Genomic DNA, 23,546 nt, shown 5'->3' on the forward strand with positions numbered 1-23,546 from the left:
TAAGGTGTTACAAAATTAGGAGGATTGGTATTATGCTGACATGGATTGCCTTAACTACAGGTTCACTTGGTGTAATTACACTTTTGTTTTTTGTTATTAAAAAATTGGTACAAGCTTTAAAGGTTAAACAACCAGTATTTGCCCAAGATCAATTTATTGTTAAATTTAATGATGACGTTAATGAAGATACAATTGCTTCAATTCATAAAAAATATAAATGTGAAGCTTCATGTTGTAATGAAACATTAGGCTTTCAAGTGGTTACTACAGCTAAAAATATTAATAAGATGATGAAAATATACTCGGAGCTCGATGAAGTTGAATACGCAGAGCCAAACTACGTTTTTGAAGCTTCCTATATTCCAAACGATTCGTTCTATTCCTTTCAATACGGCCCTCAAAAAGTAAGTGCTCCTTCTGCATGGGATGTTACTCAAAGCAATGCTGGCATTAGAATTGCCATACTTGATACAGGCGTCCAGCCAAATCACCCTGACCTTGCATCAAAATTAGTTCCAGGCTATAACTTTATTGATAATAACACTGACACAAATGACTTTAATGGTCATGGGACTCATGTAGCTGGCATCGCTGCAGCAACAACCAATAATGGGGCTGGCATTGCTGGTATGGCTCCTTTAGCATCAATTCAGCCAGTAAAAGTGCTTTCAAACAGTGGTAGCGGATTACTAAGCCAGGTTGCCGATGGCATTATTTATGCGGTTAACCAAGGAGTACAAGTTATTAATTTGAGTTTAGGATCTCCTCAAGACACCATTACGCTTGAAGGTGCTGTTAACTACGCGGCTAGCCAAGGCGTTGTTGTTATTGGGGCAGCTGGCAATAACGGTAGCAACGCCCTCACTTATCCTGCAGCTTACGCAAACGTCATTGCAGTTGCCTCTACAACTTCCTCTGATCAACGCTCTGTTTTTTCAAACTTTGGAACTTGGGTGCAAGTTGCAGCACCAGGCTCTAGTATTCTATCCACTTACCCTACAAGCACTTACTCTTATTTAAGCGGCACGTCTATGGCAGCTCCACACGTAGCTGGATTAGCAGCATTACTAGCAGCTCAAGGACGTAGTGCTTCTCAAATTCGTACAGTCATTCAAAATACTTGTGACCCAATAACAGGTACAGGAACAAACTGGGTTTATGGTAGAATAAATGCAGATAGAGCCGTCCGCTCTCCTCTATAGAATTTAAATGAAAGAACCGGATTTACCAAAGGTACGTCCGGTTTTTTTGCACAAAAAAATATTTTCTTGCTAAAAGTCTTGCATTTTATGACGATATGGTAAAAAATACTTTACGGGTAAAATAATTCTTTGTACCATATATCTTGTGGTTTGTTCTGAAATTTTCAAAGGTTATCTTTGAGAATTCATAAAAATATTATTTACATACACATGACAATTTAGATTGTAAAGGAGTCTTTAATATGGCTAACACTCAGCTACAGCATCGATACGTTCATGGGTTAGATGGACTTCGAGCGCTAGCTGTTTTATTTGTATTTGCATATCATTATGGCTTTAGTTGGGCAAGCGGTGGCTTCTTAGGCGTGTCCATTTTCTTTGTTTTATCTGGATACTTAATTACATCTATTTTATTAAAACAATATGAAGAGCACCAAAAGCTACTCCTTTCTTCGTTTTTCACAAGCCGAATAAGAAGGCTTTTTCCTGCAGCTTTTTTCATGGTTGTATGCGTAGTTGCTTGGACCGTTTTGTTCAAGCCATCTCTTTTATCTACCTTACAAGGGGATGCCATAGCGGGATTACTCTATGTAAGCAACTGGTGGTTTATTTTTCAAGATGTTTCATATTTTGATAGCTTTCAATCGCCTTCTCCAATAAAGAATTTATGGTCACTGGCAATTGAAGAACAATTTTATATTATATGGCCACTTTTATTACTAATTGGACTACGTTTTATAAAGAAGAAAAAGACTATTCTTATAGTGATAAGCTGTGGAGCAATAGTATCTGCATTATTAATGGGAGCTTTATATAAACCAGGTATGGATCCTAGTCGTGTATATTACGGCACAGATACAAGATCATTCGAATTGCTAATTGGTTGTTGCTTAGCATTCGTGTGGCCACTCTATCGCTTATCTTCTAAAAATGTCCCAAACACAGGAAAGTTTATTTTAAATGTTACGGGCCTTACAAGCTTACTGTTAGTGTTTCTATGCACTTCATTACTAACTGAATTTGCCCCGTCAATGTATCGCGGAGGTATGCTTTTAGTTAGTTTAAATGCTGCTGTCCTCGTCGCAACGATTTCACATCCTAGCAGCATAACTGGCAAACTGTTATCTTTTAAGCCGTTACGGTGGGTTGGTACACGGTCGTATGGCATTTATTTATGGCACTATCCTATCATTATATTAACAACGCCTGCTACTGAATTTGGGCAGTTCAATTATGTACATATCAGCTTACAGGTTATAGCAACATGTCTTATTGCGGAAGTTTCTTATCGAATGATTGAGCAACCTATACGAAAAGGAGGTTTTAAAACCTTCTTTAGGCAAGCACTGCCAACATTTAAATCACCGGCTATCTTTCGTTCTCATCTGAAAGTCGCTGTACCTATCGTATTTGCTATGGCCTTCTTATTATTTGTGCTTGGTGTTACCGGGATTTTAGAACCTAAAAAAACAGAAAGCAAACAACCTGCAGCTATTCATATTAAAACTGCAGCAAATCCAGTATCCAAAGATCATCATCTGAAACAAAAAGAATTACCAACAAATGAACCTCACTATACTCAAGTTCTCTCAATTGGTGATTCAGTTATGCTAAACTTAGCCGATCCACTGCAAGAAACTTATCCTAATATTGTAATTGATGGCAAAGTTGGTCGACAGCTGTCAGAAGCTTTAAACGTCGCAAAGAAGTATACTCAATATAATGAACCTTCTAGTGCAGTGATTATTCAACTTGGTACAAATGGTTACTTTACAGAAGAACAGCTAGATGAACTACTTAAACAGTTCGCAAAAGCAGATGTATACCTGGTCAACACACGGGTGCCACGACAATGGGAAACAGAAGTAAATGAGAAATTAGAAAATGCAGCAAAAGAATATAAAAACGTGGTGCTTGTTGATTGGCATACTTTAGGAACCAAACATCCAGAATATTTTACAAAAGATGGCGTTCATCTGCTTCCAGAAGGTGCCCAGCAATTAACAAAGCTCATCTATAAAGCTATGCTAAAAAGTCCACATCTCTCATAAAGCTATAATTCAAACCACGAAAAAAGAGGTGCTAAATGCACCTCTTTTTGTTTCAATTATAAGCTTGCTTCTACTTAGAAAAAGATTGAGTCTTCTCAATGGTTTCTTCTACAGGTTGCTTCTGCATTTTACTTTGCTTCATTTTACCTGCACCAATTACAGCAGCAATGACTAGTACTTCAAAACCATACTTAACAAAACCATTTTCAAAATACGGTTGTAAGAACGGCTCACCAACAATCATTTTAGAAGCAGTCCAAGCTAGTACTGCCGCTCCAATTGTAATAATAATTGGAAATCTTTCTACCCATTTTAAAATTAACGTACTTCCCCACATCACAATAGGAACTGAAATTAACAACCCAAGTACTACTAGTAAAAAGCTTCCATGAGCTGCACCCGCAACTGCCAATACGTTATCCAGTCCCATTAACGCATCTGCAATAATAATTGTACGAATTGCAGCCCACATGCTATCTCCAGCCTTTACATCATGGTCTTGATCTTCAACCAAAAGCTTGTACGCAATAATAGTTAACAAGATTCCTCCAACCAAAAGCAAACCGGGAATTTCTAGTAACCAAACAACTGCTAATGTTGCAAGCATACGAATGACGATTGCTCCAATTGTTCCCCAAATGATTACTTTTTTCTGCTGATGTTTAGGCAGTTTTCTCGCTGCTAAACCAATTACAATTGCGTTGTCGCCAGCTAAAACTAAATCAATAATAATAATAGCAAGAAGCGCTGACAAAAACTCTGCACTTAAAATGTCCATTCTCTTTCTCCTTTATCTATCATTTCTTTAACGTTTTCTATTATAAAGGATAGAAGCGTAAATAAGTTGAAAAATTTTCAGATAAATGAAAGACAATTCTATTATCCTACTTTTATAAAAAAAAGAATGCTCATCTACAAATGAGCACTCTACAGCTTACTGTTTAATTGTTGCTTTCATCTTGCGTGGCCAGATAAAGTAACTCATTGTAATACAAAAATCGATGGCTAACACAAGAGTCCATATTTGGAGTATACCACTTAAAGCCTCAGTTTGCTGTGCGTTATTCAAAAGGTTAATGATTACAACTAAAAGACCAGCTCCAATTGCGTATGCTATTAAGTGTTGAAACCATCCCTTTAATCCATGTTTAGCATGTTCGAGCCCAAATCGCCTAATTGGCTTTGCTCCTTGCTTTGTCACATAATATAAAAAACGTTCATCTGCCCATTTAATCATGCTCTTTCCAAATGCCAAAGATACCCCAATATAAATAGCTGCAATACCGTGAGCAGTCGTTGCCTTCGCACCATTATATAAATCAATCCCTGTAATAAGCAATAAAATTAAGTCAATAAATGGCGTTAACGCTAAAAAGAAAAAACCCAGTTTTTCCTTTTTAGCTATATACCGTGTTGTTAACCCTAACAGAATGACTATCCAAAAAGCAATTTCGCACCCTACAATCATCCAAGCAATAAAATTCAAGCTCCCACCCCTTTTCTAATACAATTGTATTATTTAAATGTATTTTAGCACTTCTTTTTTAGTAATACAACTGTATTATAAAATTGCAACCTGCCTTTTTTATTGCTACAATAAAGTCATGCCAAAATTAGTTGATCACCAAAAACGAAAAGAACAAATTGCCAAAGCAACATGGCGAGTTATTTTAAAGCAAGGTATGGAAGGCACTACTGTTCGAAACATTGCAAAGGAAGCAAAATTATCACTAGGTTCCTTACGTCATTATTTCTCTTCTCAAGATGACCTGTTAACTTATGCCATGGAACTGGTTAAGGAACAAGCTGAACGGCGAATTATTTCAATTGCTTCACAGGACCTTCCCCCTCAAGAAAAAGTGTTAAAGATGCTGTTAGAGATTGTTCCAACTAATGATGAAAAAATGGCTGAAATGGAGGTTTGGCTTACTTTTACAGCACATCAGAAATATAAAAATCAAGGGCCAATTGACGATGGAATCTTCTCAGGTATAAAAAAAATGATGCTTTACTTAAAAAATGAAAATATATTAAAAGAACAGATAAACACGGACCTAGAATCAGAAAAGCTTTATGCCTTAATCGATGGGCTAGCACTGCATGCGATGTTCGATCGTAAGCGCGTAAACAGCGAAAGAGTGGAGGCTGTTATTCGTGATTACTTGCATGGCATTTGCTCAAAACAAGAAAACGATACACCTTAAGGTGTATCGTTTCCTAAAAATGCCGATTGAATCGCCGCTACGTAGCGATAAAAAGAACTTGTATACTGATTTTTTGTTAGAAAGAAGTTTGCTCTTTCTTCATAGCTAATTTCAAGCTGTACGCCTTTTTTTTGCCTTCCTTTATTTACAACATTGTGCCTATGTGTACCTGATAATAAATGATCTTGATTAACGATTTCAGCACTAAATCCTGCTTTTTTTAACGCGTTATATACTTGCTGCTTTCTCTCTTCATCTAACCCACCGATTAGCGTATGCTTCTTCTTTTTCTCCTTGTATCCATGAATACTAAGAACATATTGAGCTTTTTTCAACATAAATAATACAGTGGGCTCATCAAAACGAGAAGATGAGATATGCAGCTTGCGATTTTGAGCACTTTTCATTCCTTCAAATAGATAATAGCTGTTTTGTTTCTCTGCAATAGCAATAGCCACTTCTGATGTTCCTTGTTCAATCCTTCCACCATGAATAGCTAGCACTAGCAGTTCAGACGAAGTCGCTTGTGTTCTAATTCGATAATCTCTTTCAGCTTTCTCAAATCGTGATAGCTCAGCAAAATGTTTATATGTATCCTTCATATTTATCTCCTAATTGTTTTCTTACCTGTTATCCTATCACACCTTTTCTTTACCTTGTTCTTTTGCCTTTAATGTTTCTTATATAGTAAATTAATGTTCATTTTCAAAGAGCTGAGATATAATAAAAGCCTATTTACTATTTGTTAACTTAACTGATGAAAAAAGGTGATTTCACATTAAAACGTGGATAAAAGCAAGCTTGCTCTTTCTATTTGCTATTGTATTAATCGTTTTTATTATTAACACTGATCTGTTTTACTCAATTCGCACTGGCGATATGGATAACATCACAGCATTTTTGCAAGAAAATTTGCTGACAACACTATTGTTTACACTAATTGCTATGTTTGTTCAAAATGCATTTACATTGATTCCCCTTGTACTAATCATTGCAGTTAATATTAATTTACTAGGGTTAGGACTTGGATTGGTATGGAGCTGGTTTACAAGTATACTAGCAGCTGCCTGTGTGTTTTTACTTGTTCGCTATGTTTTTCAAGATGCACTATTAAAAAAAGTAAAGCCTTCTTTACTTGAAAAGATTGAAAGAAACGGAACGAGTTACGTTTTTCAAGTGCGAGTCTTTCCCTTTATTCCAACCAGCCTTATTAACTTTGTATCAGCTATTAGTTCCATTCACTTTCGCCAGTTTTTATGGGGAACAGCATCCGGAAACCTTATTTACTTCGCCATCTTGTCTTTTTTATCTGCAGGATTATTATCGGACATGATTAATGAATATGTCATTGCAGCTATTGTCCTTTTTACTGTTGTATTTTACTATGTAGGAAAATTCATTTACAAACGTAAGCAATCTCTTGCAAAATAACCAAGCACACCAAGTGCTTGGTTATTTTTTAATAGCTTTATTGTTTAATAACATTAAATAAGGTATACTGTAAAAGTTTGGAGTTATTTAAGAAAGGAAGGCTGCTTCTATGAAAAAACAAATTATGATTGCACTCATGCTTGTTACGTCACTAGCAGCGATGGAAGGTACTATCGTTAGTACTGCTACACCTAGGATTACAAGTGATCTATCAGGCATTGAATTAGTAAGTTGGGTCTATGCAATTTATATGTTAGCAACAGCTGTGTCGACGCCCATTTATGGAAAGCTTGCTGACTTGTTGGGACGCAAACGCGTGTTACTCGTTGGCATCGTTATCTTTTTAATTGGATCAATGCTATGTGGAATGGCAATGAACATGACGCAACTCATTGTCTTTCGTGCTATTCAAGGCTTAGGAGCTGGAGCTGTTATGCCCATTACAATGACTATCATTGGCGACTTAAATAAAGAAGCTCAGGCTCGCGTAAAAGCACAAGGTTGGATTAGCGCTGTGTGGGGTGTTTCAGGGGTCATTGGCCCTTTATTAGGTGGATTTTTGGTGGATACGCTATCGTGGCGCTACATCTTCTTTTTAAACGTTCCGTTTGGCCTTTTATCCTTGTTTATGATTGTGAAATATTACAAAGAACAAATTCTGAAAGAAAAAAGACATATTGATTATCCAGGGGCTGTTACTTTTTCATTAGGGGTTATCGCTTTGCTTTATGCGCTTTTAACAGGAAGCCAGACGCAGCAGTGGACCGACAATTTACTTATCGGTTTGTTTAGCAGCTCGTTTGTGCTTTTTATTCTTTTCATTTGGATTCAGAAACAATCTCCTGAACCACTTGTACCCCTAAACCTGTTTTCGAACTCCACCATTACAACTGTTAACTTTTTAACACTATTCATGGGTGGTATTTTAATCAGCATAACAGTATACCTTCCTTTATTTACGCAAGGTATACTTGGAAAAAGCGCTACAGCTGCTGGCTTTATGCTAATGCCAATGCCCGTTTGCTGGACGATTGGATCTATTTTTTCTGGTCAGCTCGTTTCAAAGTTAAAACCTACATATGTTATTACGCTTGGAACGATTTTTTTATTAATTGCAGCATCCTCTTTATTTTCATTAACACAGGAAGCATCTGATTGGTTCATTTATGCTTCAATTGGAATTCTTGGACTTGGTATGGGGATTATTACGCCTGTACTCATGCTGATTATTCAAGGTTCTGTACCACAACACAAACGTGGAACAGCTATTTCTTTAAATACCTTTACAAATACGTTTAGTCAGACTCTAGGAGCTGCCGTTTTTGGTACTTTGTTTAACCTTCAAGTGAATGCAAACGGCGGTGATAGCTCAATGATTAATTCATCTTTTGAACACCAAAAGATAGCTCCAAGTTCGTTAGCGTCCATTCAGGAGCATCTCTTTTCGGGTATCCATACGGTATTTACTTGCATCATGATTCTTGCATTTCTTTCCGTTATAATCGGGTTTGTCTTAATCAAAAAAGTTGGACAAAAAGAGCTGTCCCAGTCTTAATTTGCAAAACTTTTACAGTTATACTACTATTATTTCTATCCAGATAAAACAAGCCGCATTATACATTAATGCGGCTTGTTTTATCTTTGACTATATAAATTAGCAATTCGCTACTTAGCATTCTAAAGCTTATTTTCGTTTATAAAAAAGGAAGCAGCTTTATCTTAACGATAAAGCCATATGCTCTTCATCCCAATACTGTCCTTTATGCTTTAGTGCATTTCGTTCAACTGCATAGGTCACAAATCCAAGCGATTCATAAAGTGCGATTGCTTCTTTGTTCGTCGAAACAACGGTGAGCTGCAGCTGTTCAAGCCCTAATTCTTTTGCTTTATCTAACGCAACTTGCACAAGCCCTTTAGCAAGGCCATTTCCTCGTACACCTTTTTCTACATACATTGCCAACAGGTTACCTTTATGGCGAATCTTCAAAGGTTGCTCTGCTTGAAGGGTAATCATTCCGACAAGCCGCTCATCTTGAAAAGAACCGAATGTGTAAAAATGCTCTTTTGCTAGCTTCTCTCCCATTTCTTTTTCTAATTGAGGAGTGCTAACTTCTTCAGCATAAGTTTTTAGAAAGGCCGTCGGACTTTCCAAAAGCGATTCAAGCCTTAGTTTAACATAGTGACCTGCATCATTTCTCGTCAGTAATCGAATCATTTTTCTCCGCTCCTTGTAACACTTCATTCGCCGCTTGTAAATAAGAGAGATACGATTTAGCTGGTTCATCAACATCTCCAGCTAGGTCTAAAAGAGCTTCTTCAATTAGGATAAAATTATCAATAATATGCTTCGTTTTCATGCCTCTACTCGTTAACAAACTATTCAACCATAGAGCATAATCACTAAACACTGTTTCATTTTGAAGCAAGTATGACGTATGTAAATATTTCATATGATAATGATTGTCTTCTATGCATTTTTGCTTCCCTCGTTCGCCAAATTTTTGTAAAAGTGACGGCTCTTGCTCATAAATTTTTTCCGTTACCTTTTCCACAATTTCATTTATAGGAAGGCTTTTCATGTAGCCACAACCTTATACTGACGTATACTCGGAATGGTAGCAGCTAATTCTTGATCTGGATATTTTTTTTCAAGCTCATGAATTTCTTTAAACTCTTTGCTTCGCACCCATGTTAAATAAAAATCTTTCGTTTCAAATGTAAGCTGCACCGTCAGCTCTCCCAGACGCTTATCATTTTGTAACAGTTGAAAGTCTACAAAGCCAGGTGCTTGGTCAACTTTCCTTGAGCGCTTTTTATAAATATTAATCACTTCTTCTGCTTTTTCATCAGGTACATCAAATGTTGAAAACACGGTATACATTATTTCCCCTCCAATTTATTTAACTCTTATTCTTCAGTCTACTATACAAGTTTTCTAATGTATACGTATCGATTTCCCTACACCGCAATGCAAAAAGAGCTCTGATGAGAATATTGTCATCAGAGCTTACTTAATTAAACCACGTCAATTTTCACATCAACGTTACCACTAATTGCTTTTGAATATGGACAATAAGAATGTGCCATTTCTACATACTTCTTGGCATTGTCTAAATCTAATCCTTCAACATGGACCGTTAAGTCAACTTCTAATTTAACTCCTTGATCTTTAGCATCTGTTCCAAGACGTACCGTAGCGGTTACCTTACTGCTTTCAATTTCAACGCTGTGTCTTTTCAACATAAACTCTAAAGCACTGTTAAAACATGTGCTGTAGCCAGCAGCAAACAATTGCTCTGGATTTGTTTCAGTTGTTGCATTACCTCCTAGTGATGAAGGTGCAGCAACTTCTAAGTTGAAAATATTATCTGGAGAATGCACTTCACCACTTCTTCCTCCGGTATTAATAACTGTTGTTTCATACAATGTTTTCATTGATTCATTTCTCCTTTTTGATTTTTGTTAATTTAATTGTACACAATTAAATTAACAAAAACAAGTTTAAAATAAAAAAAGAGCTAAGAATTTAAATTCTTAGCTTTGAGAAACAGCGTATAAAGGCATTTTCTTCACTTCCTCTTGAATAGCCCACCAAGACCGCTTAGCATAATAAACAGGTATTTTTCTTTCTTGTGCTTGTCGTTTTATTGCCAAAGATAAGTTATGGTTAATGTAATTGGTTAAAATTAAAATAGCATCTATCTTTTTTGGAATAGAAATTTTAGTCATGTTTGCCTTTCTTCCGTTACAATGGAAAACATGATCAAATCCGCTTTTTTTTAACTTTTCAATTAACCCTTCAATATTATCTCCTCCAACGACTAACAGTGATTTCATATGTATCATCTCCTTTTTTATAAAAAAAGGCTCTTACATCAGCACGTTTGTGCTACTAATGTAAGAACCTCTGGTTATCCAGTCTGGTACCTTCTTTACAGTATGTATTCAAACATTAAACTAATTATTCCAATGTGTCAAGTTGGTTTTATTCCAAACTAAAAGGCCAAGAACAATTCCTGACCTTTCTTTTTAGCTCTAAATTCCTCTTGATAAACCATAGTAGGCAATTTGATAATTTGCTTCGCCTTTTGCAAATACCGTAACTGCAGACTTTGAGTCTTTTTGTGGAAATACGCGTGAAGTAAATACTGTTTTTCCTCCGTTAATATACACTTCTAAAATGCTTTTATCAACGAAAATGCGAACATCTATAGAAGAAGTTGGCAACCATTTTTCCGTTCTTATAACCCCGTAATCCGTAGCGTATTGATGCTTAAAACGAGAACGATCTACTCGCACTTCCTCTTTTTCACGATCAAAAACAAGCATTAGCGTCTCTTCTTTGCTGTTAAAAAGCTGTAAGCCTACTTGAGAAGCATTAATATTGGTGAAGCTCATATCTATTTCATAGGCATTGTTCGTAGCTTCATCAATAATAACTTCTTCATCTGTTAAACGACCGCGAAAATGAACCGCATCGTCCCTTAGTTTTGTTAACTCCGAGACAGGCTTTTGAACTAATTCTGTTCCTTCCAACGAAAGCTCACGAGGAAGGGATAAAGCATGAGCCCAACCATATTGATCAGATGGATATTCTACGTCTGGATTTCCAATCCAGGAAAACATTAAACGCCTTCCTGTTTCATCTTCAAACGTTTGAGGAGCATAAAAGTCAAAACCTTTGTCGATTTCACGATAGTATTCCATATCAAACGTTAGCTCATCTAGGTTAAATGTGCCTACGGCATAAATAACATTATAGATATTATGGAAATTATGACCTTCTGCTTGAATCCCTTGAGGTGAAAAGACAAAAACGTCTTTGCCATCTAATTTAAAGTAATCAGGACACTCCCACATATAGCCAAAATTAGGTAGTTTTGTTTTCACTTCACCTTTAAATTGCCAATCAAGCGCATCAGTTGATTCGTATACAATTAACGTTCCCGTTTCGTTTTCACGCTGCGCTCCTAAAAGCATGTAGTACATGTCGTTTTCTTTCCATACCTTTGGATCGCGAACATGACCAGTGTAACCATTTGGAACGCCTTCCACTGCAGGATTCTGACTATACTTTTCTACTATCCCGTCTTCATGCAAGATAGCAATGCATTGATTTGCTGTACGAGATCCATCTTCATACTTTACATTTCCCGTATAGTAAAGCAACCCTTTTCCCTCTTTTACAATAGCACCTCCAGAGTACGCTCCATGTGACTCATACTTTTCGGTTGGAGTAATAGCTACAGGAAGTCTTTCCCAATTCACTAAATCTTTTGACTTTACATGAGCCCAATGCTTCATGCCGTGAATTGCTCCATAAGGATACCACTGGTAAAAGACATGATATTCTCCATTAAGTTGAATTAAACCATTTGGGTCATTCATTAAGCCATACTCAGGATAGATATGATAAATAGGTTGCCAGCTATCCTGCTTCGCTTTGTTTTTTAATTCTTCAAGTTCGCCGGGTCCGGCTTCTAGAACCGTTCGATATTTTGATGTAGACATATGTATAAATCCCTCCAACACATTCAACAAACATTTTATTTCACACTCTATCATATAAAACTTTCTTTTAAAAATCCAACAGATCCAAAACGAATCTTGTCGTTTTATTGTGTCGTATTTTAAAGACAAGTTTTTTTACAATTTTCATGTCAAAAAAGAAGGGTTCTTGGAAGGATAGTTGAATATTATATAACAATCAAAATTCATCAACCTGTACGAGCATCCGACGGCAAGCGGCAGATTTTTTCAACTAACGCAATATGTTTTACAGGAAGTATTCAACAAAATGGTAGGTCCTTCATATGATTACATATTATAAGAGGAGGTATATGTCATGAAAGAAGAAAACGTAAAACAAGTTGTAAACAGAGGTAGTAAAGAGCTTTTAGTAGGTACTATTGTAGGGAGCGTTGTGGGGGTTGCAACTGCGCTGTTAGTAGCTCCGAAATCTGGAAAAGAGCTCCGCGCTAGCATTCAAGATCAAGCTAATCAAGCATTAGCAAAAACTGGGCAAGTAAAAGAAAGCGTCTATGCAAAAGGACAAGACTTAAAACAACGTACTGCACGCATCTCACAAGTTGTATCAGAACAGTCTGTTCAAGTTGTAAACAAAGTAAAATCACTTCGTCCATCGACTGAAGAACTTGAAGCCGCTGCGACTACTGAACGTACAGATATCGAGGAAGAAACGCATGAAGAAGTCCCTACATTAGAAGCAGATAGTCAAGTAAAACAAGAGCTTGAGAACATCGAAACTGAAGTGCATGAATTAGAACAATCGGTTGAAGAAGTGAAATAAAAAAAACGCTGTGTGGATTCTCACTTTCCATACAGCGTTTTTACGTTGTAAGCATACTAAACATCACCCATAATACAAAAAACACAAGCAATAATGAACTGATTAAGATGACTCTACCTAACAAATTGTAAGTTTTCCATTCATCAGACAACTTTTGATTTTTAGATTCCTTTACTAACATAGACTTCATTTCCTCTCCTTCCTAAATTGAGTTTTCTAATTATTCTAATTATAACACATTTTATTTTTAGGTGAAAATAAAATGCCTGGAAGGAATTTTATACTTATCATTCCATTCCAGGCATTACTATATCTCAGGAGTTGGAGTAGGTTTTCCATATCCTTTTTTATATTTCTCATCAATATCTTTTCGAATTTGCTTTATACTTTTACCTTGGCTGTATTCAATTACTGACTGCGCAGCAATGTCTAGACATATCCCACACCTTGTTGCGTGATCATCCCATACAACAGCTCCACTTGTCTTGTTTTCATAAATAAAACAATCGTAACTGCTTGTGTGACCTGCTGTATCACCACATCCGCAGTAACAAGGAATCTTTTCAAGAAGCTCCTTGTGTTTACCAACTGAGCGATATACAACTTTCATATTTTCGTCTTTATCATTTAAAAACGTTGGTAAAATTTCATTACTCTTTGTTTCTTCGCGAATGTCCGCTATCGTTTCAGTTTCATGATGTGAATGAGATGCATGGTCACTAATGCTCTTCTCTTTTCCACATCCCGTAAGTACCATACTTGTACTAACAACCCCTAAAATTATCCATCTCCCATACTTCATCATTTTCCCCCTGTCATACCTTGTACAATTCTCATGGAAACTTATTTATTACTAGTATACATCATATGAACCGCTCGTTTCCTCCTACTATATGTATTCATTTATTTTAAAATCAGAAGAGATAAGCAATAAAAAAAGCATGTAGAAATTATATCTACATGCTTTCGCTTATAGTTGAATGGTTAGTTTTGTTTCCAAGATTGTACTAAGTCTACAACAGCAGATACAACTTCAATTCCTTGAAAAGCAAATATACCTGCAGCAGCCATTGAGAAAAACCCTACTACAACATCTTTGAGAATGATTGGCATATGAACATCTCCTTTTCTACTTTGAAATATACGCTATTCATCCCGCTTAAGCTCCTGCTTTTCTCTATACCCTTTTTTTAAAAAGGTTATTCCTACATTCTACTCTTTTTTTAAGAATTTTCAATACCATTTAACGATAAAAATATTACCATTTCAAAACGAAAACGATTAACTTTTTCTTATAGTAAAAAGCACAGCGTTAAACTGTGCTTCTTTACGAATAGCTTTCTTCTTTCTTCAAAAGATGATCTAAAGATAATGTTCCACTTCCTGCAAAGACAAGATGTAAAGACATAGCTAGCAGTGCAATATCTAACTCATATCCACCTAAGAATGGAGCTCCTAGCTTCGCTGTAAAAATAGCTCCTAGCATAACGAAAACAAACAGCGCTGCAACAATTCGTGTACCTAGTCCGACGATAACAGCAACTCCACCAATTAATTCAATAACTGCTACTACATATGCTATAAAACCAGGAATACCAAGGCTGTCAAAAAAACCTACAGTTCCCTCAATTCCACCTTGGAACTTACTTAGACCATGAATAAAAAATGTTAAACCTAATACAATCCGTATAAAAAATGTACCAATTGCATAACCCTTCATGCTATTCCCTCCTTTTATGTATTCTCTATCACTATTGTAGTAGCAATATATATAATTACAAGTTATTTTTATATTATAATTATGTAACAAAAAATAAACCCCTTACATTTTGTTAGTAAGTAGGTTTATTCTCACTATCAACTTAAATAAAAAGCTCTCATATATTCCTTAATAATAAGCTCCGCTGTTGGGCTAATGAAATTGGTTGGAAGCTGATCATGAAATCGAAAACGATTCTGTTTATTTACGTTAACATCATGAACAGAAGCTATGCTTAATTGGTTTTGAAAGCATTTTAACATCGCCATAGGAGGACTAGCGAGAACATCAGTACCAATCTTATTTACCGTTTGTTTACTAAGTGCATGGGGAACTGCGGTTAAGGAGCTCATCCATAAATCTCCTCTATCGTTTATTTCATTCAATAGAAATTTCCAAGCCTGCACACTATGAGATAAGCTCTTTTCATCTTCACTTTTATTTAAAGCTACATCTAGGCCGTCTGCTATCGCTCTTGCAAATGGATATAAATCATAGGCTTTAATACTAAAGTCTCCATCTACAAATAAAAGGATATCTCCCTTTGAAACCTCAGCACCTATCGCTCTACCCACATCATGTCCTAACGCATTCTTATAAACAATTGTGTGTGCTCCCATACTTTTAGCAATTCGCTCTGATTCATCCGTAGAGCCGTTAACTATAACTATAACCTCAAGAGGTTCAAGCTTTCGAACCTCTTTGATCACTTCTTGTAGCGTTTTGGCTTCATTCTTTACTGGTATGACAACTGATAGCTGTTTTCCTTTATAAAAAGAGGAAAGTTTGCCCCACCCTTTGCTCATTTTTTCATATGGCTGATAATCGTTTTTTCCGTTGATCCCTTTTGAAACATTATTCGTTTTAGCTATATATTCGTCCAAAAGCATCTTATATCTTTCTTTATATTCAGCTCGTTTGTTTTCATAAGCACCAGGAACAAACTTTCCTTCTCCAAAAGTAGTAATGGAAAGGTGATGACTTATTCGAAACGAATTAGTGTGCAATTCAATAAATAAAGCAAGAGGGTCTGTGTAAACTCCAGAAGATAATTGACTATATACTTCCTTCGAAAATGCATAGGGAGGAGAAAGGTACGCATTGGCATAATGAGGTTTATCATACATATCGTGCAGAACTCTGCTCCACATGACTTCAAATCTTCCAAAATCATGCTGAAATGCTTTATCCCATTTGTTTAAAACCACATCACAGTGACTAAATAAAAGTGGTTGAACAAATTGTTTTATTTGTTTCTCTGAGATGATGTAGTCGCTATCCAAATATAAAAAGACATCTCCCTTACACATGCGAGTCATTTTCATTCGCAATTCATGTGCTGTTTCTTCACCATTCTCTATTTTTACAACACAGCTTTCTTCTTTTGCAATTAAAACCGATGCATCGGTTGACTGATTGGCTACGATAAGAACTTCATAAGGGTTTAAGCAGTGAGTACTGCGAATCACTTGTCTAATTGTTGCTTCATCATTTTGAACAATTAAAATGACCGAAAGCTTCTTCACATTACACCCTCCTTTTTAACGCCTTAATACTCCTCTTGTGTCTACTATTTTCAAAGCAGTTTTCACAAGTGACCAATCAATGTTTTGATGGTCCGTTAAGATTAAGACTACATCCGCTTGTTGTACGGCTTGTTTAGTAAGCTCTACAGACTGAATATTGCTACCATTTAGCGTAAAAGAGTCGATATATGGATCATGATATGATAGCTTATATCCTCTTGCAATTAGCTCGTTGCATATCGGCAATGCTGGTGACTCCCGTACGTCGTTTACATCTCGTTTATACGCAATGCCAATGACTAAAATATTTTTTTCATTTTTATCAAGTTGCTTTTCAACAAGTCTCACCACATGCTCAGTCATTTGTTCATTAATTTCATGAGCTGCTTGAATGAGCTCACTCTTTAAACCAACCTGTTTTAGCTTCCATACAAAGTAAAGCGGGTCTACGGGAATACAGTGCCCACCAATACCAGGCCCCGGATAATACGGAGTAAATCCAAATGGTTTCGTTGCTGCTGCTTCAAGTACTTCATAAAAATCAATGTTCAGCTGTTCACATAATACATTCGTTTCGTTCACAAGAGAAATATTAACTAATCGCTGAATATTCTCAAACAGTTTACACATTTCAGCCACGTTTGGTGACGAAACAGGAACCACTTTTTGAAAGACGCTACCATAAAATTCACTAACTTTTTGTAAGCATTTTTCCGTATATCCACTAATCACTTTAGGAATTTGTTCAATGTGATAATGCGCATTTGCCGGGTCTACTCTTTCAGGAGAATAAGCGAGATAAAAGTCGGTTCCTACTTGTAAGTTTGATTTTAAAAGAATTGGTAATACAACTTCTTCTAACGTACCTGGATAAGTTGAGCTCTCATAGATTGCCGTTTGCCCTGCAATCATTTCTTTTTGCAAAAATTCCGAAGCGCTAATCATTGCCGTTAAATCCGGCTCATGCTGATCATTAATTGGTGTTGGAACTGTCACAATTACATATTCACACTGTTTAAACTCTTCAATTCCGCTTTGTAAAAATTGAGCTTTAAAATTTTTTTCTCTTTTAATTTCCTCATTTGATACATCTGGAATATAGCTTTTTCCTTGCTGAAGTAGGTTAACTTTGCTACGGTCAACATCAAGACCTATAACATTAAATCCTTTTTTAGCAAATAATAAAGCTAAAGGTAATCCCACATACCCAAGTCCTAATACCGCTACTTTTTTAGTTTTCATCGCGCATCACCTCAGACAAAATGTCATGTCTTCTTGTATCTTTTAAAAAGAGACCTCTTTCCGTTGTTTCATTCAGTAGATAAGCAATTGCTTCAATATGATCTCCTAAGATTCTTTCCGTTGATTGAGGCAATCCTATTGTCTTTAAATGCTCTTTTCGAATGCGGTTGGTACGCGCTACGTCTACAAAGTGAATTGGTTTGACTGAAAAGCCTGCTAACAAACTTTTCAAATGAAATAAAGGAGGAATGATGAGCGAGTCATATCCGACTTTCTCCATTACTTCTCTTTTTATTGCATGGGGAATTGCTGTTGTTGTGTTAATAGTTAAATCTGGTCGCTTGCTGATAGCGTTTAAAAAATACTTTGCTGCACTAACAGAATGTAAAGGGTGCACTTGGTCTAATAAGCACTCTAAATTATTGAGCGCAACGTCAACCCCGTTTTCAGCTGCACGGATGAAAGGTTGAAGGTTTTCGGCAGAAATAACGATGTCTCCGTCAATAAACAAACAAATATCACCTGAACTGTACATTGCGCCAATTGCTCTTGGAACATTATGTCCAAGCCTATTTGGGTAAACAAGTACCGTTGCACCTGCTTCGCGTGCTCTTGAAATCGTTATTTCATCAGATCCGTTTGCTACTACAATAATCTCTTCAATTCCTGCTTTTTGTACTTCCTGAATGACAAGGTGAATTGTTTCCCTTTCTTCTCCTACCGGAATGATTGCACTTGTTTTACATCTCTCTCTTTTAAGAAGCGTAGGTGTATATTCTGATACAATCTGACGGTTACGATTTCCATCCGTAAGTCCTCCCCTTACTCCTTTTTGATAAATTAAGTGAGAAAAAGCCTTTAGATGATCAGCTAAAATTGACTCCGTAGAAAAGGGAAATGGAGAGTTAGGAACTAGGGTTTTATGGGTATTACGAATTCGGTTGGTATAAATCACATCTGTGGAACAAGGGTATACAACAGACATTCCTTTTAAGATAGCAATTGTCTGCATTAAAGGGGGATGAGCTAAATTTTCAAAGCCAATTTTTTCAGCTGATGAGCGCTTTATAGCATGTGGAATTGCAGTAACGGCTTGAACCGTTAAATCTGGTCTTTTTAAGCTTAAATTAAGCATATATTTTGAGACAGCCACTACGTGAGGACGAATTTTCCGCTTCATTGTCCATTCTAAGTCATTCAGCGCAAGGTCATGGCCATCTTTAATAGCTTGCACATACTGGTTTAGCTCTTCAAAAGGTACAACAATATCTCCATCTAGAAATAAAAGGATATCTCCCTTTGCTTTTTTTGCGCCAATTGCTCGACCAATGTTAATCCCAAGTTTCTCTTGGTACGTTAGTACTTTACATCCTTCTTGCTTTGCAATTAAAACTGTATTATCAGTAGCTCCATTTACAACAACAATAATTTCAAAAGGTGCTATTTTTTTTATTTCCTGGACGACACTTTGCAATGACTCCTCTTCATTACATGCTGGAATGATAACCGATACTTTCACTTTATTCATCTCCGCTAATAATACGAACATATGTGATAGATGTAAAAGGTATTGTAACATCAGTAGGCTCTCCATATGAGCTTGATGTACGAACAACAATTGAAGCTTCAAATACTGCAATTAATGTACCGCTAATAATATCGACTGGGGTGATAATTTGCACAAATGAACCAATGCTTGCTCTTAATGCTTCTTGAAACATGTTTTTCCCTCCTCTCTTTAAGCTTTTTGAATTGTAATAATACTAGTAAATGGTAATAAAACACTGGAAGTAGCACTTTCGGTTAACCTTAAATAGTCATCGCCTACTTCAGTAACCGTACCTTGCAAAGGTCCCGCAACTGTTGAAATGACAACCTCTTCATTTAAATATTGAAGTGCAATTTCCTTAAAAGGTGAAACATCTGCTTCTCTTATCAGCTGAATAAAGTAGTCTCGAAACCGCTGAGAATAAACAACCTCTTCTACTGCTTTTTTTGTACTGTTTTCGATAAAAGTACCAAATCTTTTTGAAAATAACAGTCTCTTAATTTTCTTTTTGAGACGATAATAGCTATAACACCACATATTTTTTCCTCCTTGTTAGTTATGAAATCATTTGAATTTTACTAGAACACTCAAACGATTACTTTACCAATATATACAAGCTGTAAGGAGGAAGTGATAGAACTTTTTTCACATTTTTCAATAAATATGCGCTTGTCTTGGATTCTAAGAAAGAAAGGATGAACAATGGTTTAACTTTTAAAAAACAAAAAAACAGTAGAAGTCTCTACTGTTTTCTCAACCTATTTTACTCTTTTAGCACCTAAATAACGTTCACTCCAATAGCTCGAGTTTTTATCACTGATTGTTACACCTTTTGAAGTAGATGTATGAATAAACTGATCATTACCTAAATAAATCCCTGCATGAGAAGGTCCTTCCTTATACGTTTCAAAATAAACAATATCTCCTACGGAAGGTTCCTTCACACTTTCACCTGCTGCATATATGTCTGCCACTGTGCGCGGGATTTCTACACCTACACTTTCCTTATATACATATTGTAAAAAACCACTGCAATCGAAGCCAGAAGGTGTTGTACCTGCCCATTTATAAGGTGTTCCAATAAGAGATTTGGCTTTACTAATAACCGCAGACTCATCCAAGCTAGACGTTCCTTCTTCAACTCCCGTTGTTTCTAGTTCTTGATGTGTCTTTGGTCCAACAATTCCATCAGCGTTTAAATTATGGTCTTGTTGAAAAGCTTGAACTGCTACTTTTGTTTCGTAATTAAAGTATGTAGAAACCTCACCCTTTAAATATCCTTCCTGCTTTAAAATATCTTTTACTTCATATACGCTTTCATTTTTCATCCCTTGCTTTAATAGCTCGTCGCTTGAAGCAGCTTGTCCAATGACTGGTGTAGACAATACGGCTCCTCCCATTAACATAGACGCAACCAATTTTTTCATTATACACACTCCTTCACCTATTTTCCCCACTACTATCGATCAAAGTGGTCACTGTATCACCTTATCATGTACGCATCACAGTCAGATAAATGGAACATAACAATTCCATGACAGCACATCACATTTTCATGACATTTTTAAAAATAACGCTCAAGCTTTTCAACAAGTAAACCGAAATACATAGTAAGGGTCCATGACCGTTATATACCCATATATGTGCTTACAACTTTAAGGATAATAGGTGATTTTATGAATTGGTTTAGGAGAAATACACGTACCGAAAAAGTAGTTGCTCTTGAAGAAATGAACGCAAGCATGCAAGTGTCTAATTTAGCAATTCAACAACAAATCAAAATGATTGGTCTAAACTTAGACGACCTTAATAGAATCGTTAGGCTACAGCCTGCAGTTGAAGAAAATCTTAATTCAATTGTAAATGAATTTTACCGAGCTATTGGAGAACAGCAACACTTAGTTACCATTATTGAAAAACACAGCAGTATTGATCGCTTAAAAAACACGCTACAAAAACATATATTAGAAATGTTTAACGGCAAAGTGGATGATGAATTTGTCCAAAAGCGCAAAATGATTTCACACATGCACGTAAAAATTGGTCTTGAACCGAATTTTTATTTATGCGCTTTTCAGAACTTACAAATTGCATTAATTGCTTTATGCCATGAGGAGATAGAAGAGAAAGAAACATGCATTCAAACCATCAAAAGTATTACAACGCTCATAAACCTGGAACAGCAAATTGTGTTAACTGCTTATGAAGAAGCTTTTGAAGAACAACGACAACTTTTATATCAAGAGAAAAAGCTCATTCAAGATGAAATTAGCCATACCTCTTCCTTATTAGCCAGCTTGTCTGAGGAAACAGCACAGTTTGTTTGCCAAATAAGCGGTCAAACAGCGGATGTTGTATCATTTGCAAATAAAAGTTCAGAGTTAGCTGAGATGGTTTCCAAAGATGCAATTGAAAGTCAAACTAAGCTCGAACAAGAGCAAGCAATGCTTAATGACATTCAGAAAAATACGTCTCTTATTCAGCAACGCATGAAAACATTAGAAGATACATCAAAGCAAATTACACAAATCGTGGCAATTGTAACCTCGATTGCTGAACAAACGAACTTACTTGCTTTAAACGCTTCAATTGAATCAGCTCGTGCAGGGGAACATGGAAAAGGGTTTGCTGTGGTTGCTCAGGAAGTTCGTAAATTAGCGGAGGAAACAAAAAAATCAATTGCAAATATTTCAACTTTCATTAAAGATATTCAAAAGCAAATCAAAAGCGTAGCTGAGATTGGAGATGAAGTTGCAGGGTTAACAAAAGATACAACGGTAAATATGAATAACATCACAACGTTTTTCACAAATGTTTTGAGTGTCACAACAGAAAATAAACAACAGAGCATTCTAACAAAAAAAGAACTAGACAAAATATCCTCTATTATTGCAGAATTAACAAATCGTATTGATAAGATTGCTGCGTCATCCGATGAGCTTTATACACTATCTGAAAAAGTATAAACAAAGCAGAGCCAAGGCTCTGCTTTGTCTTTATCTAAATTAAAAAGTTCCAGCTTGTGATAATCCGTATCCGAAGTGCGTGTCACGACCAGCTGGTCCTAAATCAATTGATTTATTGATTAACAACTGACGTAACTGTGCATTTGAATAAGATGGATATTTTTGTTTATATAGCGCTAGGATACCAGCAACATAAGGACTAGCCATTGACGTACCGCTTAACGTTGAATATTGACCGTTTAAGTATGTGCTTAGAATAGCTGCACCAGGAGCTGCTATTTCAACAGTAGAGCCAGTTGATGAGAATGAAGCACGGCGATCATAACGATCTGTAGCTCCTACAGCAATAACTGAATCATATTTCGCTGGGTAATTTACTGTATCCCCTGTTCCAGCAGAATTTCCAGAGTTTCCTGCAGCAGCCACTACAACTGCTCCACTTTGATAAGCACGATCAACTGCTGTTTTTAATGCTGTAGAGCCTACAGACGTTCCTAAACTTAAGTTAATAATATCCATATCATTTGCTACAGACCAGTCGATTCCAGCAATGATACTAGAAAGGCTGCCAGAACCGCTGCTCTCAAGTACTTTTACACCATAAATATCTGCATTATATGCAACACCAATTGTACCTGTACCATTGTTTTCAGCACCGATAATTCCTGCTACGTGCGTACCATGTCCATTATCATCATTATAAGAAGATGTATAGGACACAAATGAAGCTCCTCCAGCTACTTTTAAGTCAGGATGATTTGTTGCAACTCCAGAATCAACTACAGCAATCTTAACACCTTGACCACTTAAACCAGTAGCCCAGCTTGTAGGAGCTTTCACTTTGGAAATTCCCCAATCTTGCGTGTCTGCTGCTACTGAAATACGAATATCTTCTTCTACATAAGCTACGTTTGGATCTTTTTCAAGTTTTTTAACTTCGCTTGGAGTCATTTCTGCGACAGCAATCGGTAATTCTTTCATTTTCTTTTTCACTTTACCGTTTGCTTTTGTAATACTCTTTTCATTTACACTATTTTTAAAACCTACAATCACTTGTTCTTTTTCTTCAGTTGCTGCATAAGCTCCTCCAGTGGATGGTATTAATACCCCTGCCGTAATTGCTAACGATGTTACAACTTTTAACCAACTATACTTTTTCATCCCATTGCCCCTTTCGTATTTTCTACTGCTAGTTTTAGTAGTTTAGTAGCAGCAGAGACAATCCATTAACTTTACCGTGAAAGTTGGATTTATTAACTTTAATTATCTATTTTTACAACTTTTTGGCTATAGGTTAATAGACTGT

26 protein-coding genes and 2 pseudogenes are annotated in these 23,546 nt (G+C 36.3%); 8 read left to right on the forward strand and 20 right to left on the reverse strand.

Features of this window, described 5'->3' with window-relative positions; translation table 11 throughout:
• The first annotated feature begins 32 nt into the window (after positions 1 to 32).
• Positions 33 to 1,202, forward strand: coding sequence for a S8 family peptidase (locus EPL02_RS14020; protein WP_131888042.1), 1,170 nt, complete (start codon positions 33 to 35; stop codon positions 1,200 to 1,202).
• A gap of 242 nt (positions 1,203 to 1,444) precedes the next feature.
• Positions 1,445 to 3,253 (forward strand): acyltransferase family protein, encoded by a 1,809-nt coding sequence (locus EPL02_RS14025; protein WP_131888043.1) that lies wholly within the window; start codon positions 1,445 to 1,447, stop codon positions 3,251 to 3,253.
• A 70-nt stretch (positions 3,254 to 3,323) separates the two neighbouring features.
• Here EPL02_RS14025 and EPL02_RS14030 read toward each other — a convergent pair whose 3' ends face one another.
• Together EPL02_RS14030 and EPL02_RS14035 are read right to left on the reverse strand one after the other, a co-directional pair.
• Positions 3,324 to 4,031: a TerC family protein gene (locus tag EPL02_RS14030; RefSeq protein WP_131888044.1), complete on the reverse strand. Its 708-nt coding sequence runs from the start codon at positions 4,029 to 4,031 to the stop codon at positions 3,324 to 3,326.
• 156 nt (positions 4,032 to 4,187) lie between these two features.
• Positions 4,188 to 4,739, reverse strand: coding sequence for a hypothetical protein (locus EPL02_RS14035; protein WP_094912101.1), 552 nt, complete (start codon positions 4,737 to 4,739; stop codon positions 4,188 to 4,190).
• Positions 4,740 to 4,857: 118 nt separating this feature from the next.
• On the opposite strand from EPL02_RS14035, the gene EPL02_RS14040 reads away from it, so the two are divergent.
• Positions 4,858 to 5,457: a TetR/AcrR family transcriptional regulator gene (locus EPL02_RS14040; protein ID WP_131888045.1), complete on the forward strand. Its 600-nt coding sequence runs from the start codon at positions 4,858 to 4,860 to the stop codon at positions 5,455 to 5,457.
• On the opposite strand, the gene EPL02_RS14045 is transcribed toward EPL02_RS14040, so the two are convergent.
• A complete protein-coding gene (locus EPL02_RS14045) occupies positions 5,454 to 6,059 on the reverse strand; it encodes a poly-gamma-glutamate hydrolase family protein (RefSeq protein WP_094912099.1) in 606 nt (201 codons plus the stop codon). The two genes, EPL02_RS14040 and EPL02_RS14045, sit on opposite strands and share 4 nt — an antisense overlap.
• A gap of 199 nt (positions 6,060 to 6,258) precedes the next feature.
• Here EPL02_RS14045 and EPL02_RS14050 point away from each other — a divergent pair, with 199 nt between their 5' ends.
• Together EPL02_RS14050 and EPL02_RS14055 are read left to right on the forward strand one after the other, a co-directional pair.
• Positions 6,259 to 6,888: a TVP38/TMEM64 family protein gene (locus EPL02_RS14050; RefSeq protein WP_094912098.1), complete on the forward strand. Its 630-nt coding sequence runs from the start codon at positions 6,259 to 6,261 to the stop codon at positions 6,886 to 6,888.
• Between the two features lie 109 nt (positions 6,889 to 6,997).
• A complete protein-coding gene (locus tag EPL02_RS14055; RefSeq protein ID WP_131888046.1) occupies positions 6,998 to 8,443 on the forward strand; it encodes an MDR family MFS transporter in 1,446 nt (481 codons plus the stop codon).
• 159 nt (positions 8,444 to 8,602) lie between these two features.
• Here the strand turns inward: EPL02_RS14055 and EPL02_RS14060 are convergent, their stop codons facing one another.
• The 6 genes from EPL02_RS14060 to EPL02_RS14085 form a co-directional block, all read right to left on the reverse strand.
• Positions 8,603 to 9,103 carry a GNAT family N-acetyltransferase gene (locus EPL02_RS14060; protein ID WP_165932581.1) on the reverse strand — a complete coding sequence of 167 codons (501 nt, stop codon included), beginning with the start codon at positions 9,101 to 9,103 and terminating at the stop codon, positions 8,603 to 8,605.
• The gene (locus EPL02_RS14065; RefSeq protein ID WP_131888048.1) at positions 9,078 to 9,467 is read right to left on the reverse strand and encodes a globin family protein; all 390 of its coding nucleotides are present in this window, start codon (positions 9,465 to 9,467) and stop codon (positions 9,078 to 9,080) included. The genes EPL02_RS14060 and EPL02_RS14065 overlap by 26 nt, the downstream gene beginning before the upstream one ends.
• On the reverse strand, positions 9,464 to 9,769 hold the full coding sequence (locus EPL02_RS14070) for an antibiotic biosynthesis monooxygenase family protein (protein WP_094912094.1): 306 nt from the start codon (positions 9,767 to 9,769) through the stop codon (positions 9,464 to 9,466). The genes EPL02_RS14065 and EPL02_RS14070 overlap by 4 nt, the downstream gene beginning before the upstream one ends.
• 134 nt (positions 9,770 to 9,903) lie before the next feature.
• Positions 9,904 to 10,323 carry an organic hydroperoxide resistance protein gene (locus EPL02_RS14075; RefSeq protein ID WP_094912093.1) on the reverse strand — a complete coding sequence of 140 codons (420 nt, stop codon included), beginning with the start codon at positions 10,321 to 10,323 and terminating at the stop codon, positions 9,904 to 9,906.
• Between the two features lie 99 nt (positions 10,324 to 10,422).
• Positions 10,423 to 10,725, reverse strand: coding sequence for a DUF2325 domain-containing protein (locus EPL02_RS14080; RefSeq protein ID WP_094912092.1), 303 nt, complete (start codon positions 10,723 to 10,725; stop codon positions 10,423 to 10,425).
• A 198-nt stretch (positions 10,726 to 10,923) separates the two neighbouring features.
• The gene (locus tag EPL02_RS14085) at positions 10,924 to 12,399 is read right to left on the reverse strand and encodes a glycoside hydrolase family 32 protein (RefSeq protein WP_131888049.1); all 1,476 of its coding nucleotides are present in this window, start codon (positions 12,397 to 12,399) and stop codon (positions 10,924 to 10,926) included.
• Positions 12,400 to 12,733: 334 nt separating this feature from the next.
• Here EPL02_RS14085 and EPL02_RS14090 point away from each other — a divergent pair, with 334 nt between their 5' ends.
• Positions 12,734 to 13,198 (forward strand): YtxH domain-containing protein, encoded by a 465-nt coding sequence (locus EPL02_RS14090; RefSeq protein WP_131888050.1) that lies wholly within the window; start codon positions 12,734 to 12,736, stop codon positions 13,196 to 13,198.
• A gap of 40 nt (positions 13,199 to 13,238) precedes the next feature.
• Here EPL02_RS14090 and EPL02_RS20960 read toward each other — a convergent pair whose 3' ends face one another.
• The 10 genes from EPL02_RS20960 to EPL02_RS14130 form a co-directional block, all read right to left on the reverse strand.
• Positions 13,239 to 13,388, reverse strand: coding sequence for a hypothetical protein (locus EPL02_RS20960; protein WP_165932582.1), 150 nt, complete (start codon positions 13,386 to 13,388; stop codon positions 13,239 to 13,241).
• Between the two features lie 117 nt (positions 13,389 to 13,505).
• Positions 13,506 to 14,000 (reverse strand): PCYCGC motif-containing (lipo)protein, encoded by a 495-nt coding sequence (locus EPL02_RS14095; RefSeq protein WP_094912089.1) that lies wholly within the window; start codon positions 13,998 to 14,000, stop codon positions 13,506 to 13,508.
• 182 nt (positions 14,001 to 14,182) lie between these two features.
• On the reverse strand, positions 14,183 to 14,311 hold the full coding sequence (locus tag EPL02_RS21225; protein ID WP_256993372.1) for a hypothetical protein: 129 nt from the start codon (positions 14,309 to 14,311) through the stop codon (positions 14,183 to 14,185).
• 214 nt (positions 14,312 to 14,525) lie between these two features.
• The gene (locus tag EPL02_RS14100; protein WP_094912088.1) at positions 14,526 to 14,918 is read right to left on the reverse strand and encodes a DoxX family protein; all 393 of its coding nucleotides are present in this window, start codon (positions 14,916 to 14,918) and stop codon (positions 14,526 to 14,528) included.
• Positions 14,919 to 15,055: 137 nt separating this feature from the next.
• Positions 15,056 to 16,483: a glycosyltransferase family 2 protein gene (locus EPL02_RS14105; protein WP_131888051.1), complete on the reverse strand. Its 1,428-nt coding sequence runs from the start codon at positions 16,481 to 16,483 to the stop codon at positions 15,056 to 15,058.
• Between the two features lie 15 nt (positions 16,484 to 16,498).
• A complete protein-coding gene (locus tag EPL02_RS14110) occupies positions 16,499 to 17,725 on the reverse strand; it encodes a nucleotide sugar dehydrogenase (protein ID WP_131888052.1) in 1,227 nt (408 codons plus the stop codon).
• Entirely contained in the window at positions 17,715 to 19,304 is a 1,590-nt protein-coding gene (locus EPL02_RS14115) for a glycosyltransferase family 2 protein (protein ID WP_286175448.1), read from the reverse strand. Before EPL02_RS14115 ends, EPL02_RS14110 begins: the two co-directional genes overlap by 11 nt.
• Positions 19,246 to 19,446 carry a hypothetical protein gene (locus EPL02_RS14120; RefSeq protein ID WP_094912084.1) on the reverse strand — a complete coding sequence of 67 codons (201 nt, stop codon included), beginning with the start codon at positions 19,444 to 19,446 and terminating at the stop codon, positions 19,246 to 19,248. Before EPL02_RS14120 ends, EPL02_RS14115 begins: the two co-directional genes overlap by 59 nt.
• Before the next feature lie 17 nt (positions 19,447 to 19,463).
• Complete coding sequence (locus EPL02_RS14125; protein ID WP_094912083.1) at positions 19,464 to 19,811, reverse strand: DUF2642 domain-containing protein; 348 nt, start codon at positions 19,809 to 19,811, stop codon at positions 19,464 to 19,466.
• A 221-nt stretch (positions 19,812 to 20,032) separates the two neighbouring features.
• Entirely contained in the window at positions 20,033 to 20,701 is a 669-nt protein-coding gene (locus tag EPL02_RS14130; RefSeq protein ID WP_094912082.1) for a C40 family peptidase, read from the reverse strand.
• 315 nt (positions 20,702 to 21,016) lie between these two features.
• Here EPL02_RS14130 and EPL02_RS21385 point away from each other — a divergent pair.
• Positions 21,017 to 21,481, forward strand: a pseudogene (locus EPL02_RS21385) (protoglobin domain-containing protein); the annotation flags it as partial.
• A 183-nt stretch (positions 21,482 to 21,664) separates the two neighbouring features.
• Positions 21,665 to 21,959, forward strand: a pseudogene (locus EPL02_RS21390) (methyl-accepting chemotaxis protein); the annotation flags it as partial.
• Positions 21,960 to 22,279: 320 nt separating this feature from the next.
• Here EPL02_RS21390 and EPL02_RS14140 read toward each other — a convergent pair.
• Positions 22,280 to 23,401: a S8 family peptidase gene (locus EPL02_RS14140; RefSeq protein WP_094912080.1), complete on the reverse strand. Its 1,122-nt coding sequence runs from the start codon at positions 23,399 to 23,401 to the stop codon at positions 22,280 to 22,282.
• Positions 23,402 to 23,546 lie beyond the last annotated feature (145 nt).

It is taken from the genome of Bacillus sp. CBEL-1 (genome assembly GCF_004348885.1).
In the GTDB taxonomy this organism is placed as follows: domain Bacteria; phylum Bacillota; class Bacilli; order Bacillales; family Bacillaceae_H; genus Priestia; species Priestia aryabhattai_A.

Coding starts and splice junctions, on each gene's coding strand:
- EPL02_RS14025 (WP_131888043.1), top strand. CDS start 1,445: ATGGCTAACACTCAGCTACAGCATCGATACGTTCATGGGTTAGATGGA.
- EPL02_RS14070 (WP_094912094.1), bottom strand. CDS start 9,769: ATGTATACCGTGTTTTCAACATTTGATGTACCTGATGAAAAAGCAGAA.
- EPL02_RS14125 (WP_094912083.1), bottom strand. CDS start 19,811: ATGTGGTGTTATAGCTATTATCGTCTCAAAAAGAAAATTAAGAGACTG.
- EPL02_RS14055 (WP_131888046.1), top strand. CDS start 6,998: ATGAAAAAACAAATTATGATTGCACTCATGCTTGTTACGTCACTAGCA.
- EPL02_RS14040 (WP_131888045.1), top strand. CDS start 4,858: ATGCCAAAATTAGTTGATCACCAAAAACGAAAAGAACAAATTGCCAAA.
- EPL02_RS14065 (WP_131888048.1), bottom strand. CDS start 9,467: ATGAAAAGCCTTCCTATAAATGAAATTGTGGAAAAGGTAACGGAAAAA.
- EPL02_RS14110 (WP_131888052.1), bottom strand. CDS start 17,725: ATGAAAACTAAAAAAGTAGCGGTATTAGGACTTGGGTATGTGGGATTA.
- EPL02_RS14100 (WP_094912088.1), bottom strand. CDS start 14,918: ATGAAGGGTTATGCAATTGGTACATTTTTTATACGGATTGTATTAGGT.
- EPL02_RS14120 (WP_094912084.1), bottom strand. CDS start 19,446: ATGTTTCAAGAAGCATTAAGAGCAAGCATTGGTTCATTTGTGCAAATT.
- EPL02_RS14115 (WP_286175448.1), bottom strand. CDS start 19,304: ATGTTACAATACCTTTTACATCTATCACATATGTTCGTATTATTAGCG.
- EPL02_RS14020 (WP_131888042.1), top strand. CDS start 33: ATGCTGACATGGATTGCCTTAACTACAGGTTCACTTGGTGTAATTACA.
- EPL02_RS14075 (WP_094912093.1), bottom strand. CDS start 10,323: ATGAAAACATTGTATGAAACAACAGTTATTAATACCGGAGGAAGAAGT.
- EPL02_RS14140 (WP_094912080.1), bottom strand. CDS start 23,401: ATGAAAAAGTATAGTTGGTTAAAAGTTGTAACATCGTTAGCAATTACG.
- EPL02_RS14090 (WP_131888050.1), top strand. CDS start 12,734: ATGAAAGAAGAAAACGTAAAACAAGTTGTAAACAGAGGTAGTAAAGAG.
- EPL02_RS14085 (WP_131888049.1), bottom strand. CDS start 12,399: ATGTCTACATCAAAATATCGAACGGTTCTAGAAGCCGGACCCGGCGAA.
- EPL02_RS14030 (WP_131888044.1), bottom strand. CDS start 4,031: ATGGACATTTTAAGTGCAGAGTTTTTGTCAGCGCTTCTTGCTATTATT.
- EPL02_RS14060 (WP_165932581.1), bottom strand. CDS start 9,103: ATGATTCGATTACTGACGAGAAATGATGCAGGTCACTATGTTAAACTA.
- EPL02_RS14130 (WP_094912082.1), bottom strand. CDS start 20,701: ATGAAAAAATTGGTTGCGTCTATGTTAATGGGAGGAGCCGTATTGTCT.
- EPL02_RS21225 (WP_256993372.1), bottom strand. CDS start 14,311: ATGCCAATCATTCTCAAAGATGTTGTAGTAGGGTTTTTCTCAATGGCT.
- EPL02_RS14095 (WP_094912089.1), bottom strand. CDS start 14,000: ATGAAGTATGGGAGATGGATAATTTTAGGGGTTGTTAGTACAAGTATG.
- EPL02_RS14045 (WP_094912099.1), bottom strand. CDS start 6,059: ATGAAGGATACATATAAACATTTTGCTGAGCTATCACGATTTGAGAAA.
- EPL02_RS14080 (WP_094912092.1), bottom strand. CDS start 10,725: ATGAAATCACTGTTAGTCGTTGGAGGAGATAATATTGAAGGGTTAATT.
- EPL02_RS20960 (WP_165932582.1), bottom strand. CDS start 13,388: ATGAAGTCTATGTTAGTAAAGGAATCTAAAAATCAAAAGTTGTCTGAT.